Annotated in this window: 15 protein-coding genes; 5 read left to right on the forward strand and 10 right to left on the reverse strand. The window is 40.4% G+C overall.

The annotated features are described in order from the left end of the window. Nucleotides 1-4: 4 nt before the first annotated feature. Nucleotides 5-655 carry a UvrY/SirA/GacA family response regulator transcription factor gene (gene uvrY, locus ABMY35_RS12085; RefSeq protein ID WP_058030543.1) on the reverse strand — a complete coding sequence of 217 codons (651 nt, stop codon included), beginning with the start codon at nucleotides 653-655 and terminating at the stop codon, nucleotides 5-7. A 346-nt stretch (nucleotides 656-1,001) separates the two neighbouring features. Continuing rightward, complete coding sequence (locus ABMY35_RS12090; RefSeq protein WP_349286426.1) at nucleotides 1,002-2,150, reverse strand: dicarboxylate/amino acid:cation symporter; 1,149 nt, start codon at nucleotides 2,148-2,150, stop codon at nucleotides 1,002-1,004. 211 nt (nucleotides 2,151-2,361) lie between these two features. On the opposite strand from ABMY35_RS12090, the gene ABMY35_RS12095 reads away from it, so the two are divergent. The 4 genes from ABMY35_RS12095 (at nucleotide 2,362) to ABMY35_RS12110 (ending at nucleotide 7,801) form a co-directional block, all read left to right on the forward strand. Further along, nucleotides 2,362-4,701: a DUF5916 domain-containing protein gene (locus ABMY35_RS12095; protein WP_349286427.1), complete on the forward strand. Its 2,340-nt coding sequence runs from the start codon at nucleotides 2,362-2,364 to the stop codon at nucleotides 4,699-4,701. A gap of 141 nt (nucleotides 4,702-4,842) precedes the next feature. Continuing rightward, nucleotides 4,843-5,811: a cysteine synthase A gene (cysK, locus tag ABMY35_RS12100; protein ID WP_130256988.1), complete on the forward strand. Its 969-nt coding sequence runs from the start codon at nucleotides 4,843-4,845 to the stop codon at nucleotides 5,809-5,811. A gap of 124 nt (nucleotides 5,812-5,935) precedes the next feature. Beyond that, the gene (locus ABMY35_RS12105; protein WP_349286428.1) at nucleotides 5,936-6,823 is read left to right on the forward strand and encodes a transporter substrate-binding domain-containing protein; all 888 of its coding nucleotides are present in this window, start codon (nucleotides 5,936-5,938) and stop codon (nucleotides 6,821-6,823) included. A 123-nt stretch (nucleotides 6,824-6,946) separates the two neighbouring features. Then, nucleotides 6,947-7,801: a TIM44-like domain-containing protein gene (locus ABMY35_RS12110; RefSeq protein ID WP_349286429.1), complete on the forward strand. Its 855-nt coding sequence runs from the start codon at nucleotides 6,947-6,949 to the stop codon at nucleotides 7,799-7,801. A gap of 190 nt (nucleotides 7,802-7,991) precedes the next feature. Here ABMY35_RS12110 and ihfA read toward each other — a convergent pair whose 3' ends face one another. The 6 genes from ihfA to ABMY35_RS12140 form a co-directional block, all read right to left on the reverse strand. Next, the gene (ihfA, locus tag ABMY35_RS12115; protein ID WP_058030549.1) at nucleotides 7,992-8,288 is read right to left on the reverse strand and encodes an integration host factor subunit alpha; all 297 of its coding nucleotides are present in this window, start codon (nucleotides 8,286-8,288) and stop codon (nucleotides 7,992-7,994) included. Between the two features lie 2 nt (nucleotides 8,289-8,290). Continuing rightward, nucleotides 8,291-10,678, reverse strand: coding sequence for a phenylalanine--tRNA ligase subunit beta (pheT, locus tag ABMY35_RS12120; protein WP_349286430.1), 2,388 nt, complete (start codon nucleotides 10,676-10,678; stop codon nucleotides 8,291-8,293). A 13-nt stretch (nucleotides 10,679-10,691) separates the two neighbouring features. After that, nucleotides 10,692-11,672: a phenylalanine--tRNA ligase subunit alpha gene (gene pheS / locus ABMY35_RS12125; RefSeq protein ID WP_058030551.1), complete on the reverse strand. Its 981-nt coding sequence runs from the start codon at nucleotides 11,670-11,672 to the stop codon at nucleotides 10,692-10,694. Nucleotides 11,673-11,755: 83 nt separating this feature from the next. Next, a complete protein-coding gene (hda, locus tag ABMY35_RS12130) occupies nucleotides 11,756-12,466 on the reverse strand; it encodes a DnaA inactivator Hda (protein WP_349286470.1) in 711 nt (236 codons plus the stop codon). After that, the gene (locus ABMY35_RS12135) at nucleotides 12,463-13,518 is read right to left on the reverse strand and encodes a DUF2066 domain-containing protein (protein ID WP_349286431.1); all 1,056 of its coding nucleotides are present in this window, start codon (nucleotides 13,516-13,518) and stop codon (nucleotides 12,463-12,465) included. The genes hda and ABMY35_RS12135 overlap by 4 nt, the downstream gene beginning before the upstream one ends. 65 nt (nucleotides 13,519-13,583) lie before the next feature. Further along, nucleotides 13,584-14,777, reverse strand: coding sequence for a GGDEF domain-containing protein (locus tag ABMY35_RS12140; RefSeq protein ID WP_138478047.1), 1,194 nt, complete (start codon nucleotides 14,775-14,777; stop codon nucleotides 13,584-13,586). Nucleotides 14,778-14,938: 161 nt separating this feature from the next. On the opposite strand from ABMY35_RS12140, the gene ABMY35_RS12145 reads away from it, so the two are divergent. Continuing rightward, the gene (locus ABMY35_RS12145; protein WP_349286471.1) at nucleotides 14,939-15,379 is read left to right on the forward strand and encodes a VOC family protein; all 441 of its coding nucleotides are present in this window, start codon (nucleotides 14,939-14,941) and stop codon (nucleotides 15,377-15,379) included. 20 nt (nucleotides 15,380-15,399) lie between these two features. Here the strand turns inward: ABMY35_RS12145 and ABMY35_RS12150 are convergent, their stop codons facing one another. Together ABMY35_RS12150 and greA are read right to left on the reverse strand one after the other, a co-directional pair. Beyond that, a complete protein-coding gene (locus ABMY35_RS12150; RefSeq protein WP_349286432.1) occupies nucleotides 15,400-16,653 on the reverse strand; it encodes a hypothetical protein in 1,254 nt (417 codons plus the stop codon). 327 nt (nucleotides 16,654-16,980) lie between these two features. Continuing rightward, nucleotides 16,981-17,457: a transcription elongation factor GreA gene (greA, locus tag ABMY35_RS12155; RefSeq protein ID WP_349286433.1), complete on the reverse strand. Its 477-nt coding sequence runs from the start codon at nucleotides 17,455-17,457 to the stop codon at nucleotides 16,981-16,983. Nucleotides 17,458-17,534 lie beyond the last annotated feature (77 nt).

Raw genomic sequence — 17,534 nt, forward strand, 5'->3', positions numbered from 1 at the left:
ATGATTAGTTCGATGTATCTATATCGATCATTTTATGGCGAATGGCCAAATGTGTCAGCTCTACATCACCGCCAACATTTAATTTCTCAAACATTCGATAACGATAGCTGTTCACTGTTTTCGAACTTAAGTTAAGTCTGTCTGCAATATCTTGGGCTTTTTCGCCTTTGGTGATCATCAGCATGATTTGCAGTTCACGCTCAGACAAAGACTGAAATGGGTTCTCATCATTACGACCACTAAACTGCGCAAGCGCAATTTGCTGTGCAATTTCAGGCGCAATATAGCGCTGCCCTGAATTTACTGCACGGATCGCATTGATCATTTCGTCAGAGCCCGTCCCTTTGGTCAAGTAGCCCTGTGCACCCACTTGCATCACTTTGCTTGGGAACGGATCTTCACAATGAACCGTTAATACAATTACCTTAATATCAGGGTTGTATCGACAAATCTTTTTCGTCGCCTCAAGACCGCCAATCCCCGGCATATTCATGTCCATTAATACAATATCAGGGTTATTATCACGACAGAATTTAACTGCCTCTTCACCCGTCTTAGCTTCGCCGATGACTTTAAAGCCACGAACATCATCGAGAATTCGTTTGATGCCGGTTCTAACTAACTCATGATCATCAACTAATAACACATTAATCAATGGCACACCCTCACAGAAAATTTGGTAATCGCAATCACATAATACCAACCCTCATTAATGCTTAATGATTTTGAGGGACTAAAACTGACGCTAGCTTCGTTAAAAATTTCTTATTTAGAACAACTAAATAGCAAAATTTTAGTCTCGCTATCGACAATTTTCCTTGCCTCAAAATAGATCACTTAATTAAAAGGGCTGGTATAAATAGCAATTCGAGGTTAACACATAATTATGTAAAAAATAACGATTAAACTTTTGTATTAGTTAAAAAACCATACTAAAGAACCAAGAAAGGCCAGAATTTGACTCCTGACCTTTTAGTGTTCAAAAACGAATAATTGTTAGATTATTTACTCTGCTCTGAGAACTTATTTACCCATAAGGCAATCACACCATCGCCGGTGACATTACAAGCCGTACCAAAGCTATCTTGTGCAAGGTACAGTGCAATCATAAGCGCAACAGCCCCCTCTGAGAAACCAAGCATTGAAGTCAGTAAACCCAGAGCCGACATTACCGCTCCTCCCGGCGCACCAGGCGCTGCGATCATCACCACACCCAACATAAAGATAAATGGCAAAATACTGGTAATGCTTGGCATTGACATCTCTGGTGACAATAACATCACCGCCATCGCACAAGTCACGATCGTAATCGTTGAGCCAGAAAGGTGAATAGTTGCACATAAAGGCACAGAGAAGTTAGCAACTTCATCTTTTACGCCATTGGCCTTACTCGCTCGTAAAGATACAGGAATTGTCGCCGCACTAGACATAGTACCTATCGCAGTAAAGTAAGCCGGTAACATGTTCTTGACTAATTCAATTGGGCTGAGCTTTAACAAAATACCCGAACCAATGAATAAAACAGATAACCACAACCAGTGCATAACAACTGCGGCAACTAAAACAATACCAAACGTGCTTAAAGTATCAGCTACGGTGCCTGCAACCGCCATTTCAGCAAATACACCCGCAATGTAAAAAGGAAGAGCTGGAATAATCACTTTCGCAAGTAAGGCATCAATAACATCACGGCCTTGATCAACCACATTCTGTAAGTCTTTCAATGCAAGTTGACTAATACCAATACCAAAAATAAATGCAGCTGCCAGTGCTGTCATTACGCCCATTAAAGGGGGAATTTCAATGTTAATGAAGCTTTTTAATTCAGTCGCCTGAACGGCTTGATAAGTCGTTGTACCTTCAAAAAATGGCACAAATGCGTTTACTAACAAAAAGGCTAAAGTACCCGCTAAAATAGTAGAGCCATAAGCAAAACCGACTGTTTTACCTAATAAGTGCCCTGCACCTTTAGGTAAACCTGCAATACCTGAGGCAATGAAAAACAAGATAATTAAAGGAATGGTAAAACTAATTAATTGACCGACAATCACTTTAAATGTGTAAAGTAGCTCTACTAGCGGTAAAGGTAAATATGAGCCCACCACAATACCTGCGGCGATACCGGCAAGTAACTTCAAAATTAACGACATAAATTATCCCTGATAAAAACGATGCGCCGTTTTAACATGTTTTACAGAGAATTTGTTATAAATTCGTTATTCTTCATCATTATTACCAAATCAGGTACATTCTGTACGCACTTAACTTAAAAAAAGGTGCCTCTAACGATTATGCATTGTTAACAAACCTCGAGTGCTATTTAATTTATGCTAATTTCTGGTGCTATAAATTACCGCAATAATGTTAAAAACTTCTCTGCCTATTATCAGTGCAGCATTTCTCGCTGCTTCTAGTCAATCAATTGCTTCTGAATCACTGCCTTTTATTAACGCTAAGGCTGAAATAGATGGCAAACTTGACGAAGCCGTTTGGCAACAAGCTAAAAAAATAACCATTAACAATGTTACATGGCCGCAAGAAAACATTGCGAGTCCAATTGAAACAACGGCTTACGTATTTGAAAATGGTACCTCATTATTCATTGCTTTCGATGCAAAAGATCCAAACCCTGAACTTATCCGCGCCTTCTATCGAGACCGTGATAGTGCATGGAACGATGACCTCGTTGGTATCAAAATTGACTCATTCAACAATAGCTTGAGTGCTTACCAATTATTTATTAATCCGCTTGGTGTGCAACAAGACTCTATCGAAAATGAACTAACGAAAAGCGAAAACAGCTCTTGGAATGGCATTTGGGATAGCGCTGGTACCATCCATGATGGTGGCTATTACGTGGAAGTTGAAATTCCTTTAAGGGTTTTGAACTTTGATGACAGTATAGACACAAAAACCATGGCTATGGAGTTTTTAAGATTCTACCCACGAGATCAACGTCTTCGTATTTCGAGTATGCAGATTGAACATGCCAATAACTGTTGGATCTGCCAAATGCCTGAGTACACCGGCTTTGAGCAAGCCAAACAAGGCAACAACTTTGCACTTATTCCATCACTGGTTGCAAGTAAACAACAAACTAGAGATATAGATGGTAATGAGACTGGTGAATGGATTGATGAGGATAATGTCGAGCCAAGCTTAGATGTAAAATGGTCTATCACCCCTGATATGACACTTAACGCCACTCTGAACCCTGACTTTTCTCAAGTAGAAGCCGATACAGGCCAGCTCAGCGTCAACAATAGCTTTAGTTTGTTCTTTCCAGAAAAGCGTGCTTTCTTTTTAGATAATTCTGACTACTTCTCATCACATTTAAACCTGATCCATACCAGAAATATTGCTGCGCCAGATTATGGTGTGAAGTTTACCAGTAATAAGCAGGGTCATACTGTTGGTGCCTTCATCGCTAACGATGAAAAACTAAATGTAATGATCCCGGGCAACTTAGGCTCGCGCGTTGTTTCATTTGACCAAAAAAGCGAGAACCTAGCATTAAGATACCGCTATGACTTTAATAATGCGTTATCCATTGGTACGACAACAACGGCAAGGCAAAGCAAGGATTACAGTAACCAAGTGATTAGCTTAGACAGCAAGTATAAGCTTACCAATAACGATATTTTTAAAGCACAGGTGTTGCTTTCTGATACCGACTATACGCAAGCTTTTGTTGATAAATTGTGTAATGGTGAACAAGGTGACTGTCAAAAGCCATCTCAGCCAGAATGCGACAGAGACTCAGACTGTGATTTAAATGAAAGCACTTTGCGTGTGCTTAATGAAGAAGATACTAAAGGTATGGGTTACTTATTAAATTATGAGCATAACGAAAAGCATTGGCGTGCTTTTACCAGCTATCAATACCGAGATAAAGGCCTGCGTTCTGATTTAGGTTTTATGTCACAAATCGACTTCAATAAGTTTTTAGCTGGCTACGAGTATCGTTGGTATGGCGATGAGAATACTTGGTGGAACCGTGCAAATTGGTACACTGATTGGGACATTACGCATAACGACAATGACGAGTTGTTAGAGAAAGAAGTACAAACTAACTTCTCTATCAATGGTCCACTGCAAAGCCGTATTAACACAGGTGTAGAACACAGAAAACGCACCGGTATTCGCCATAATGAAGCGAGTCTTGCCATTGACGGAAACACAGACTTGTTCACCGAAAACAACCTGTGGACCTATATGGAAATGAAGCCGGTATCTGGTGTGTTTACCAGCCTTAATATTAGCACTGGTAACAAAGTTGACCTTGCTAACAACCGTCTAGGTGAACAGTTCAGGGTACGTCCTGTCATTAATTTGAATTTAGGCAAGCATTTTGAACTGCGATTCAGACATACTTATCAAACATTAGAAGCTGATGGGGCTGATGTATTCACTGCCAATTTGACTGATGTACGAATGACCTATCAGTTTAATTTAAATAGCTATTTAAGATTAGCTGTGATTAAAACAGACATTGAACGCAACCCAAGTAATTACATTGACTCGGTTGATGCCACTTATAAAGGATTAAGCACACAGCTACTTTATTCTTATAAGTTAAACCCTCAAACCGTGTTCTTTGCCGGCTTCTCTGATAGTGGCTATCAAGATGATGAATTAAAAGAAATTACAAAGGATTCAAAGACTTTCTTTATGAAGTTTAGCTATGCTTGGTTAATGTAATGTTAAGCATATAAAACAAACTTTTTATACTTTTCGGCTATAAGCATATTTGATATATCTTATAGCCAATCTTTCCTTCTGTTTTTGCCCGACCTCAGTAAAGTGAACACTAATTTAATCTAGATCATGAAAGAGCACACAATGTCTAAAATCTTTGCAGATAATAGCCTAACTATTGGCAACACTCCGATCGTTAAATTAAACCGTGTAACGGGTGGTAACGTTTTCGCTAAAGTTGAAGCACGTAACCCAAGCTTCAGTGTTAAGTGTCGTATTGGCGCTTCAATGATCTGGGAAGCTGAAAAAGCAGGCACTTTAACTGAAGGCAAAGAAATCATCGAGCCAACATCTGGTAATACAGGTATCGCACTTGCGTTTGTTGCCGCATCTCGTGGTTATAAATTAACCCTAACTATGCCAAACACAATGAGCCTTGAGCGTCGTAAGCTACTTAAAGCGTTAGGTGCTAACTTAGTTCTGACTGAAGGCGCTAAAGGCATGAAAGGTGCTATCGAAAAAGCGAACGAGATCCTAGCGAGCGATCCAGAAAAATACGTATTACTTCAGCAATTCGAGAATCCGGCTAACCCGAAAATTCACTTCGAAACAACTGGCCCTGAAATTTTTGAAGCGATGGAAGGTAAAGTTGACTTCTTCGTAGCGGGTGTTGGTACGGGCGGTACTATTTCTGGTACTACACGTTACCTAAAGCAAGAGAAAGGTCTTGATGTAAAAGCTATCGCGGTTGAGCCTGTAGATTCTCCAGTTATCACGCAAACACTTGCAGGTGAAGAAGTTAAGCCTGGTCCTCACAAAATCCAAGGTATTGGTGCGGGCTTCATTCCAGGTAACCTTGATCTAGAACTTATTGACGGTACTGAGCTAGTTTCAAATGAAGATGCAATTGAAATGGCACATCAGCTAATGCGTGATGAAGGTATCCTAGTGGGTATTTCTTCAGGTGCTGCTGTTGTTGCAGCTAAACGCCTTGCTGAGAAGCCTGAAAACGCTGATAAGAACATTGTTGTTATTTTACCAAGTGCAACAGAGCGTTACCTATCAAGCCCTCTATTTGCAGACAAGTTCAGCGATCAAGAATTAGTTCAGTAATCGAATTACTGACTCTTTAGCACATAAGAAAGCCGACTATTGTCGGCTTTCTTCGTTTTTGCCTTTGCGTTTTCATCTTGGCTTCCTAAACTTAGAATTAAGTTTTTATCAAACTAACACCTTCATGCGACTATTGATTTTTTTATTTCTCTTTTTTAGTGCCAGTGCTTTAGCCAGTATGAATGTTGGCTATTTCAAAGATAACATCTATCAGGTGGTACAAGGCAAAACTTACAAAAATGGCCTGCTGTTTAATGCTAATGACTCAGACCCTGTTCACATCGTAACACTTGATTGGCCGCCTTATATTGGTAGCCAGTTGTGCAATAAAGGTTGGGTGTACCAATTCACAGTGGCTTTGCTGGTAGAACAAGGGTATAGCGTTTATGTTGAGTTTTTACCTTGGGCAAGGGCTGTAAGAGCCGCAGAGCTTGGCAAAGCAGATATTCTCATGCCAGAGTACTACATTGAAGACTCAGCCCCTTCAGACACTGTTGAGGGCAAAACTAGGCGAGAACTCCTCGCGCTTTCAAACCCCTTTCCTGGCGGGGAGATTGGCTTTTTAAAACGCAAAGGCGATGCTGATAGGTTTACCGGAAACTTACTGTCACTTAAAGGGCAAAAAATTGGAGTTGTCAGAGGGTATCAAAATACCCCTGAGTTTGATGCCATGATGGACAACAATGAGTTTACTATAATTGAAGCTGTCGACGACTTACAATTGGTCAAACTATTAGTTGGCAAACGTGTTGACCTCATCATTGGCGACCCAAAAGTGCTTAAATTCACCGTCAGTTACTCTGAACTGCCACGACCAGAAAAAGCGACTCTGTTGCGAAATATAGAGCGAGAAACCCATTCGCTTCAGTACAATAACCTCTATTTTGCATTGAGCAAGCAATCTTCTCGCTGGCGAACATTGCTGGGCGACATCAATAAAAGCCTATATCAATTCAACAACAGTGGTGAAACAGATCGGATCGTCGATATGGGGCTCACTGAGTGTTACTAGATTCCATATTTGCTGACATTTAATTCGATTAAAACTGTCTTTAAGCACTTTTTTATAAAATTTTATTTAACTTTAACTATTCATTATTTAAACTAACCAAAATTTCAGTTTAATAGGAATAGTATGAAAAACTTTCTCGTTATTTTTTCACTGATCTCACTTTTATTCGCAACTAGCTTCGATGTTGAAGCCCGTAAGAAGTTCGGTAAAAAGAAATCAGGAAAAACGCACAGCACTTCAACTACTCAGCAAAAACAACAAGTTGATACAAAAAGCTTACCTGCAAAAACCGCTGGTAAATCAAGTAAAAAAGGCATCATGGCCGGTGTACTTGGTGGTTTATTAGCAGGTGGTTTAATTGCTGCTATGATGGGTGATGATTTTGAAGGCTTCCAGTTCTTAGAAATGATCCTACTAGCGATTGCCGCATTTGTTATTTTCAAGCTGATCAAAGGCATGATGGCAAAGCGCCAGCAGCCACAAATGGCAGGTGGCCCTCAGTTTGGTCAGCAGCAACAATTCCAACAGCAGCCACAGCAATTCCAATCGCAGCAGCCTCTTCAGTCTTCAGGTGGTTTCGGACAGCAAAATGATGTGCCATTTAACCTGCCTAAAGATTTTGATGTTAACGGCTTTTTACAAGGCGCACGTGACCACTACCACACAGTACAACAAGCGTGGAATGACAAAGACTACAACAAAATGTCTGAGTACCTAAGCCCAGCATTAGTTGAAGAATTTAAAGCTGAGCGTGAACAACATGACAGTGTTGCAACTGAAGTAATGTTTGTTGATGCACAGCTTGTTCGTGCAGACACGCACCCACATGTTTGGGAAGTGAGCATTATGTTTAAAGGTAAATACCGTGACCTTGGTGACAATCAAGAAGAGCCAATTCATGAGATTTGGCACTTAGAGCGCCAGACTCAAGGTGATGCACCTTGGTTGATCGTTGGTGTTGAAGACCTGATTGATTAATTTATCAATAAATATTGAAAACGCCTCTATATGGGGCGTTTTTTTATGTCCGAATTTTAGATCTTTTCTAGTCATTTAACTCTTATAGCTCGTTACTCTATGTTCTAGCTTTTAGCTTCTAGCTTTTAAAAAATAAAAAACCCCAGCTTTCGCTAGGGTTTTCTTTATAAATCAGGTGAGACTAGATAAGCTATTCTTTGCTTGTTCCAACTTCTACACGTGTCTTTAACTTCTGCCCAGGGCGGAAAGTTACAACACGACGCGCAGAGATTGGAATATCTTCTCCAGTTTTAGGATTACGTCCTGGTCTCTCTTTTTTGTCTCTTAGATCAAAGTTGCCAAAACCAGAAAGCTTTACCTGCTCTCCTTTTTCCAGCGCTGAGCGGATTTCTTCAAAAAACGCTTCAACTATGTCTTTGGCATCCTTTTTGTTCATCCCCAATTTTTCAAATAGGTGTTCAGCTATGTCTGCTTTAGTAAGCGCCATATCTAGTCCCTCAACGATGCATTAAATTTGTTGGCAAGTTCTGCCACCACGTTTTCTACAAGCGTATTGATATCATTCTCTTCGAGCGTTTTATCAGCAGCTTGCAATGTTAGAGCAATCGCTAGGCTCTTAAAGCCCGGCTCAATACCTTTGCCCTTGTACACATCGAATAAGTTTAGGTCAACTAATTGATTTCCGCCAACTTTCTCAATGCTATTTAAAATATCGCCTATTTTTACGTCATCCGCAACTAAAATAGCAATATCTCTGCGATTTGATGGGAATTTTGAGACGCTAACCGCTTCTGGCAGCTTACGAGTAGCTAATGCATCTGCTTCAATTTCAAACACAAACGCCGCATTATTTAAACCAAGAGACTTTTGAAGCTGAGGGTGTACAGCACCAATAAAACCAACTTTCTTGTCATCAAGGTAAATTGCAGCAGATTGACCTGGGTGAAGACCATCATTTGCTTCAGCTTTAAACGAGAAACGACTTACATCATTTGTTAAAGCGATAAGCGCTTCTACATCGCCTTTAGCGTCAAAGAAATCAACTGGCTTAGACTCGATTGACCAATGCTCGTTATGGGTATTACCGTAAATGATACCACCAAGAACCGCGATTTGGCTCACACCGTTTTCTGCAGTCTCATCTTTTAAGAACTTTAAGCCATGCTCAAAGAAGCGTAAACGTGATTGCTGACGGTTTTGGTTATATACAACCGTATTGATTAAACCTGTTAGTAAGCTTACACGCATTGCCGACATTTCAATCGAAATTGGGTGTGGTAATACTAATGCATCGCTCTGTGGGTGAAGCTGCTGCTGTACTTTAGGGTCTACGAAGCTATACGTAATTGCTTCTTGGTAGCCACGTGCAACTAGCTCATTTCTGAATTTAGCAACTGGAAGCTTAGCTTCTTGGTGCGTCGTCATTTTAAGCGCTGCAGTCGGTGCTACATTTGGAATATTGTTATAACCAAATACACGCGCAACTTCTTCGATTAAGTCCTCTTCAATGCTGATATCGAAACGGTAGCTTGGCACTTGTGCATTCCAAGTATCGTTTGCAAATTCAACCGTTAATCCTAAGCGAGTTAGGATATCTGTTACCTTAGTATCTTCAATGTGATAGCCGATCACGCGATCTAAACGCTCACGACGTAATGTTACTGACTTCTCAACTGGAAGATTTGCTTCAGATACAGCTTCAACAACTGGACCTGCTTCACCACCTACAATCTCAAGTAGTAGTGCTGTTGCACGTTCCATAGCATCGCGTTGCAGTTTAGGGTCTACACCACGTTCATAACGGTGTGATGCATCTGTGTGTAAGCCATAGCTACGCGCTTGGCCTGCAATCGCCAGTGGTGCGAAGAAAGCGCTCTCAAGTAAAATGTCTTGCGTACCTTCTTTAACGCCAGAGCCTTCACCACCAAAAATACCCGCCATTGCTAACGCTTTATTTTCATCAGCGATAAGTAACGTTGAAGGGTTAAGTTTTGCCATATTACCGTCAAGTAACACTAGCTCTTCATTTTCGTTTGCGTTGCGAACCTTAATACCACCTTCAATAGCTGCTAAATCAAATGCATGCATTGGATGACCAAGCTCTAGTAACACATAGTTTGTCACGTCAACAACCGGGTCAATTGAACGTACACCTGAACGACGAAGCTTTTCAACCATCCAAAGCGGTGTTGTCGCTTCAAGGTTAATGTCTTTAATGATACGGCCCAAGTAACGAGGACAAGCTTGGCTGTTTACTAGCTCAATCTTAATCGTGTCTTCAATTGTTGGCTCAACGGCTGTAATTGTAACTTCAGTCACGTCTTGGCTGTTCAATACACCAACTTCACGCGCAAGACCTTTAATGCCTAAACAGTCACTGCGGTTAGCCGTTAGATCAACATCAATCGTTACGTCATCAAGGTTAAAGTATTCACGAATACATTGGCCAATTGGTGCGTCTGCTGGTAGCTCTAAAATACCGTCAGAGCTTTCAGCCATGCCTAGCTCTTCTAATGCACATAACATGCCGTGAGAAGGTTGGCCACGAAGCTTTGCCTTTTTAATTTTGAAGTCGCCCGGTAATACTGCACCAACCTTAGCAACCGCAACTTTTAGACCTTGGCGACAGTTTGCTGCACCACATACGATGTCAAGCAGCTCGTCTTCACCTACATTGATTTTTGTTACGCGTAATTTGTCAGCATCAGGGTGTTGACCACACTCAACCACTTCACCAATTACAACGCCATTGAAGTCACCAGCAACAGCGTCTACACCATCAACTTCAAGGCCAGCCATTGAAAGTTGTTCAGAAAGAGCCTCGGTATCGATAGCTGGATTTACCCACTCACGTAACCACTTTTCACTAAATTTCATATTTCTTCCGCTCTTATCTGAATTGGTTTAGGAATTTCATGTCATTTTCGAAGAACGCACGTAAGTCGTTCACACCGTAGCGAAGCATAGTTAAACGCTCAACGCCCATGCCGAATGCAAAGCCTGTGTATTTTTCTGGGTCAATGCCAACAGATTTTAGTACGTTTGGATGCACCATACCGCAGCCTAATACTTCTAACCATTTACCGTTTTTACCTTTTACGTCTACTTCAGCAGAAGGCTCTGTGAACGGGAAGTAAGATGGACGGAAACGGATTTCCATATCTTCTTCAAAGAAGTTGCGAAGGAAGTCGTGCAAAATACCTTTCAGTTCAGTAAAGCTCACATCAGTATCAACCATTAGGCCTTCAACTTGGTGGAACATTGGCGTATGTGTTTGGTCGTAGTCGTTACGGTAAACACGGCCAGGAGAGATAATACGTAGTGGCGGCTGTTCAGTTTCCATAGTACGGATCTGCACACCACTTGTTTGCGTACGTAAAACCAACTTAGGGTTAAAATAGAAAGTATCGTGATCAGCTCGTGCTGGATGATGCTCAGGAATATTCAGTGCATCAAAGTTGTGGAAGTCGTCTTCAACTTCAGGACCAGATTTAACAGCAAAACCTAACTCGCCAAAGAAAGTTTCAATTCTTTCAATTGTACGAGTTACTGGGTGAATGCCCCCTGTCGGCATTACACGACCTGGTAAAGTCACATCAATTGTTTCTGCGGCTAGTTTCTTCTCAAGCTCAGCAGCAACCAGTGCTTCTCTCTTTTCGTTAATTGCGTCTTGTACTTGCGTTTTCGCTTTGTTGATCACAGCACCTGCGTCTTTACGCTCTTCTGGTGCTAATTTACCTAAAGTCTTTAAAAGACCTGTGATCTCACCTTTTTTACCAAGGTATTTTACACGTACATCTTCTAGATGCGCAATTTCGCTCGCGCTCGAGACGGCTTCAAGCGCTTCGGCTAAGATATTCTCTAAGTTCATTTTCTACCTGATCTTTATTGAGGTAATTTGCTGTTTATTAATCGACAATGATAACTGAAAGCAAGGGCTGGATTCTAGCCCTTCTACAGTTTTAAAGTGGCTTTTATGAAAGGAATTGTGAGTTTTCTTTGTGCAGCCATGGATGCATGATCGAGTCTGTCTAAAATATCGAGTAAAGTGCGCATATCACGGCTTAATCTGGTTAGTAAAAAGCGCGCACATTCATCGGTTAACTCAAGACCGCGCATGTTAGCGCGTTTAACTAATGCTTCTGCTTTATCATCATCACTCATAGAGCGAATTTGGAAAGTTGTGCCCCACTTTAGACGAGACTCTAAATCAGGCAAATTGATATGTAGCATGTCTGGCAGTAAATCTGCCGTGACCACTAAACACTTACCTTTTTCATTAAAACGATTGAAAAAGTTAAATAGCGCTTTTTCCCACACATCAACACCAGCAACTAAGTGCACGTCATCGATACACAGTACATCTAAAGACTCTAAACCATCGAGTACTTCTGGGCCAAAACTGATCACTTCTCTAAGACTCAACAACATAGTCGATAAGCCTAACTCTTGTGCCGCAATGCAAGTAGCATAGAGTAAGTGAGATTTTCCTGAATCAGCTAAGCCACATAAATAAGTAAACTGAAAATCTTCATTGCGATTTTCTAATGTCGCCTTTAAGTGGTTCACCTCAAGAGACTCTTCCCCACCAAAATAGGCACTGAATGTTTCATCATCAGGTAAAGTTACTGGCAAAGCCATTTGCATTGGCTCTAGTTGCATTATTCGCCTACCCATGAATACTTGAGGTTGTGGCTATCTTCAAGTTGATAAAAAGCTCTTGGGTCTACAAACGGTGTAAAGCTTCGCTCGAGTTTTATCGCTTTAACTAAGTCTGTGACATCAGAGGTGTGCTCAACTAAAAACTTTACCGCATCGTTCGTGCGTTCGATGACGTCCACTTCAACAACGGTACTGATACTAATAAGCTGCCTTCTCGCCTGCTCTATGGTCACAAAGTCAGAGAGTTTATCGACTGTAAGTACTGAGCTTGCTGATGCGTAAGTTTTATTTGGATCAATAGCAAACTGCTTAACCAAAGCATCAGAAAAATTATTAACCATTTGAATCAGTACCTGCTGCTTGTCGCCTACCAATTGATTCGATTCAAATAATTCAGCATCGGTATAGCGCCACTCAAGTTGCCAGAAATCACTGGCTTCTGGTTTGAACATTCTTGCTGTGATCACGCGCTCGGCTTGATAACGCATCGACGCAATTTCAACTGGTTCTGAAAAATTGCCCCACACTTCAGCTATACCGACTTTGCTTCTATCTTCTAAATCCATTAGTGGCACAACCACTGGGACGCCCCAATCCTGGGCCGTATCATAAATAAGACGTTCTAATTGAGGGTAGCTTTCTTGGGTCACGAAGTCTCTACGAAAACCATCTTCAATCGCAAGCCAAATGGCAATTTTAGGTCGCCTATTACCCCATAAAGGTAGATTTGCATCTTGAACTAACTCTTCGACTTTTTGCGCTTCGAATTTTACTTTGATCTGTAGTTCACCATCACGCGTTTCTAGATACTCATACTTCAACATATAGTCAGAAATAGAGCGCATCGCTTGGCGGATTAAAGGGTGAGAGTTTACTTCAGACTTACCTGTAAGCTTTTTGATCACATTATTAAGCGCCGCTTTACTGGCATCAACGCGACTGGCACGCGTTTTATCATCGATGTAGAGCGTACTCTCATAAAGGTCTAATACCTCTATCGCCTTAACTAGGCTTGGAGTGAGAAAACAACATAGAAGTAACAGTCTTAGGATCATATCAAGGTATTTAAAAAACGTTTGAGTTTGATCCTAAAGCAACTAAAAGATAAAGCAAGTTAAACCTATTGCTCATGACTCATGGCAAAGTGAACTTGGTTTTTGCCTTTGTTCTTAGCTGCATACAAAGACTGATCAGCTTGATGAAGTAAATTTTCAGCGGTAAATTGTTGAGTATAATTCCCTGCCACACCAATGCTACAGCCACAATTAACGACTTGTTCAGACTCTAATTGTATCGGCTGTTGAATGCTACGTAGTAATCGTTGGCAAAGCTGTTCAAGCACACCAAAGTGTAACGGCTCCATCAGTAAGACCACAAATTCATCACCACCAATTCTGGCAACCAAATCATACCCTCTCACTTCACTGGTCAGCCTTTGTGCAACAGTTCTTAAAACCAAATCACCACTTTTATGACCAAACTCATCGTTTATCGGTTTAAAATCATCTAAGTCTAGATACAACACATACACTTCTATTTTGTTTCGTTCAGATTTAGAGGCTAACCGTGACAGCTCTTTGAATAGGTATTTCCGATTCGCCAAGTTTGTGAGGTTGTCATGTAGAGATTCATATTCTAGTTGTGATTGCAGCTTTTCGCTTTTCTCGACCTCATGTTGCAAGTCTTCTAAGCTTTGCTGAAGCTCTTGTGTTCTGGCTGCAACATGCTTTTCTAATTCGGCTTGGTAATCTTGCAAGGTTTGATTGGCTTCGAGCAACGCTTGTTGGTTATTAAATGCATCTAGCGCAGAAGATATGACATGACTAATGGTGTAAAGTACATCAACAATAACGCCAGAGTATTCATCATTACGACGGTAGGATTGAATTATGAAGGCGCCGAGAAAGTGATTTCGATTTTTCAGTGGAAAGCAAAGCCACTGCTGAGGAATTGTGCCTAGCACTTGTAATGTGCCAGCATCAATTAACTGCTGTATTTCTACATCAGTAAAATTACAGATTGTCTTTTGCTCTAACGCATAGGCTGTAAGTGTCTTTTTAATTTGTTCAAACTTAATATCTTCTAAATCTTCTGCCCGAATATCGTCTTTGACATCATGAAAGTACGGAAAAGACAGCTCACCATTATTTTTGAATAACACCACATAGAAATTATCGGCATAAGTCACTTTTTGTAAAATACAATGAATGTCGAGTAGAAATCTCTGAATTGAGTCACTGGTATTTAAGCATGCAACAATATCAGTCATGCTATCTATGACATTGTTATCACTGGTAATGGTTAATTTGGCCATTTATATCCCTTGCATACTCATATGGGCTACCCTAGATAAGTATAGTCCGTTAAGCTACGCTTCGTATTTAATTTAACTTAGAACATTTAACTGATTTTTCAAACCAACCTGAGACTTTATTCGTTTAATGAGGTCTGTCATAAAGTTGATTAGGAGCAATGATGGAATTTTTACATACTATGGTGCGCGTTAAAGACCTAGACGCATCACTCGCATTCTACTGTGATCTATTAGGCCTTCATGAAGTGAAACGTTATGACAGTGAAGCTGGCAGGTTTACGTTAGTTTATTTAGCGGCACCTAGCCAGCTTGAAACAGCGAAACAAACTTTTAGCCCAACGATTGAGCTAACTTATAATTGGGATTCTGAAGAATATACAGGCGGCAGGAATTTCGGACATTTAGCATTTTCAGTTGAGAATATTTATGAGCTTTGCCAAAAACTCATGGATGCAGGTGTCACAATAAATCGCCCACCTCGTTGCGGCCATATGGCATTTGTTAAATCACCAGATGGTATTTCTATCGAGCTTTTACAAAAAGGTGACTATTTACCACCTCAACAGCCATGGGTAGATATGGAAAATACAGGTACCTGGTAACGTCAACACACTTGAAGGGGTTAACTGATCCCTTCAAATGTATCTGTCTTACCTAGTACCTGAATTGACAGTAAATCTTCTTTATAGGCATCAAGTGGGTCTTCATTCAAAACAAGGTAACTTTGAAAATCTCCCTCGCTCCCTGAAGCCGCAGTACAAAAGGCTTGCATACTGCTGCGTTGCTCTTTATTCCATCCTTTGCCTTTCATCACCGAGAAAAGTTCTCTAAAAGGGGATAAAGGCTCAATTGGATACTCTGGGGCCATTTTAACCTTATAGTTGTCGCTATCAGTTGCTGGCTCAACACGCACTATTTTTACAGGCAATGAGTCGTCTTGGTAATAATCAATAATCGCTCTAGAGAATGTGTTTGTGTCATTCACCAATATCGAACTGAACCCTGCTTCTTCACTTTTACACAAAGTATCATCTATGGTGGAGAGCAAATGAGATACTTGCTGCTGTAACTGCTCTTCTGGAAAAACATCAATCAGCCACAGTAATTCCTTATCAAACAGCCCTCCTTGCTCATCTAATTGGTTCTTAAACGCAGTGAAATCTGTATAGGGTGAATCCCCTTTCTTTTTTAGCTCATTAAAAACCAGAGCTGCTGTGATGTCATTAATATAAGCTATCGGTAAATGCGCATCCAAAATACAAACTGGTCGGCATATGTCTAAGCTGTTCATGATTTGGTGTATTGCAGGCTGATTGCCTGAAATAGGCATTATGTTCGAATGTAGCCCATAACCAAGTAACCATTCTTTTTCAGATAAGCTTTTATCTAGATAAAGTAATGCCCTAGTAATATAACTGCCATTATAATTCGGCATTTCTTTAAGCCATTCAATATGAAAACCAAATGGACCAAAGTTAAACCATTGCAACAGCAAAGAAGCTGTCACTAAATTCATATTCGTTTTTTGAAAACTTGGTATCACCGTTTGGTTTGGCGCAAGCTCAATAAAAGTGGCATTCATATTATGCTGATTTAAAAAAGACTTTATTTCATCAAGCGAAGCAAACCAATGTTCAGTTTGATCGCTTATCAATAAAGCCTCATATGACTCATCAGCACTATGCAATGTTTTATAAAACTTCCCGCCATGAAGTACCCTACTACTACAGCCATTTTTATCTTGGCGTTGATTAATGAATCTATTTTGATGAGGGTGAGTAAGGGATTCAAATGAAATCAAACTAGATATTTTGTCGAGCAGCTTATCGAAAAACTGATGTTGTAGTGTAAATCGAAGATGAGTATTCGCAACCATAACTAACGCTCCCTGTTACGCAAATTGTTTTAATCAAGTGAGCAGTACATAGCAAAGAAAACCAATTTTTAGCAAAGTACAATTTTGCTATTTCGTTGTTCTCGGCAAATACTGCTACATTGCTCTATCTTCTGTATCCATACAGACTTTAATAGGCAATTCCGACACTATAAGTGACAGCTTTAATCCCTAAAATGATTGAACCTTTCTTTTGTACTTTAACTTTAAATTATCATGCAAATTTTGCAATTACACGATATTACAGGCGTAAAAAAACCAAGCGAATGCTTGGCTTTTGAAAGTATGCAGAGCAAGAAGTAATCAAAGTTAGATATACTCAACTTCAATAATTTCAAATTCAACGTCACCGTTTGGTGTTTTGATAGTTACTGCATCATCTAATTCTTTACCAATTAAGCCACGCGCAATCGGTGAATTAAACGAGATAAGATTATTTTTGATGTCTGCTTCATCATCACCAACAATTCTGTAAGTTGTTTCTTCGTCTGTGTCACAATTCACGATTGTCACTGTTGAGCCGAAAATAACTTTGCCGTTATTTTGCATCTTAGTAACGTCAATGATTTGTACAGTCGACAGTTTTGCTTCAATTTCTTGAATACGACCTTCACAGAACCCCTGCTCTTCACGTGCAGCATGGTATTCAGCATTTTCTTTCAAGTCACCGTGTTCACGGGCTTCCGCAATGTCAGCCACGATCTTAGGACGACGAACTGTTTTTAATTCGTTTAGCTCTTCACGTAGTAGTTGTTCACCACGTACTGTCATCGGAGTTTGTTGCATTGTCATTCTTTCCCAGAAGTACAGAAGTAAAAGCCCGGTAAAACCGGGCTTTAATATTTCAATTAATTGACTAAGTC

The sequence above is a fragment of the Pseudoalteromonas sp. BZB3 genome, from assembly GCF_040104455.1.
In the GTDB taxonomy this organism is placed as follows: Bacteria; Pseudomonadota; Gammaproteobacteria; order Enterobacterales; family Alteromonadaceae; genus Pseudoalteromonas.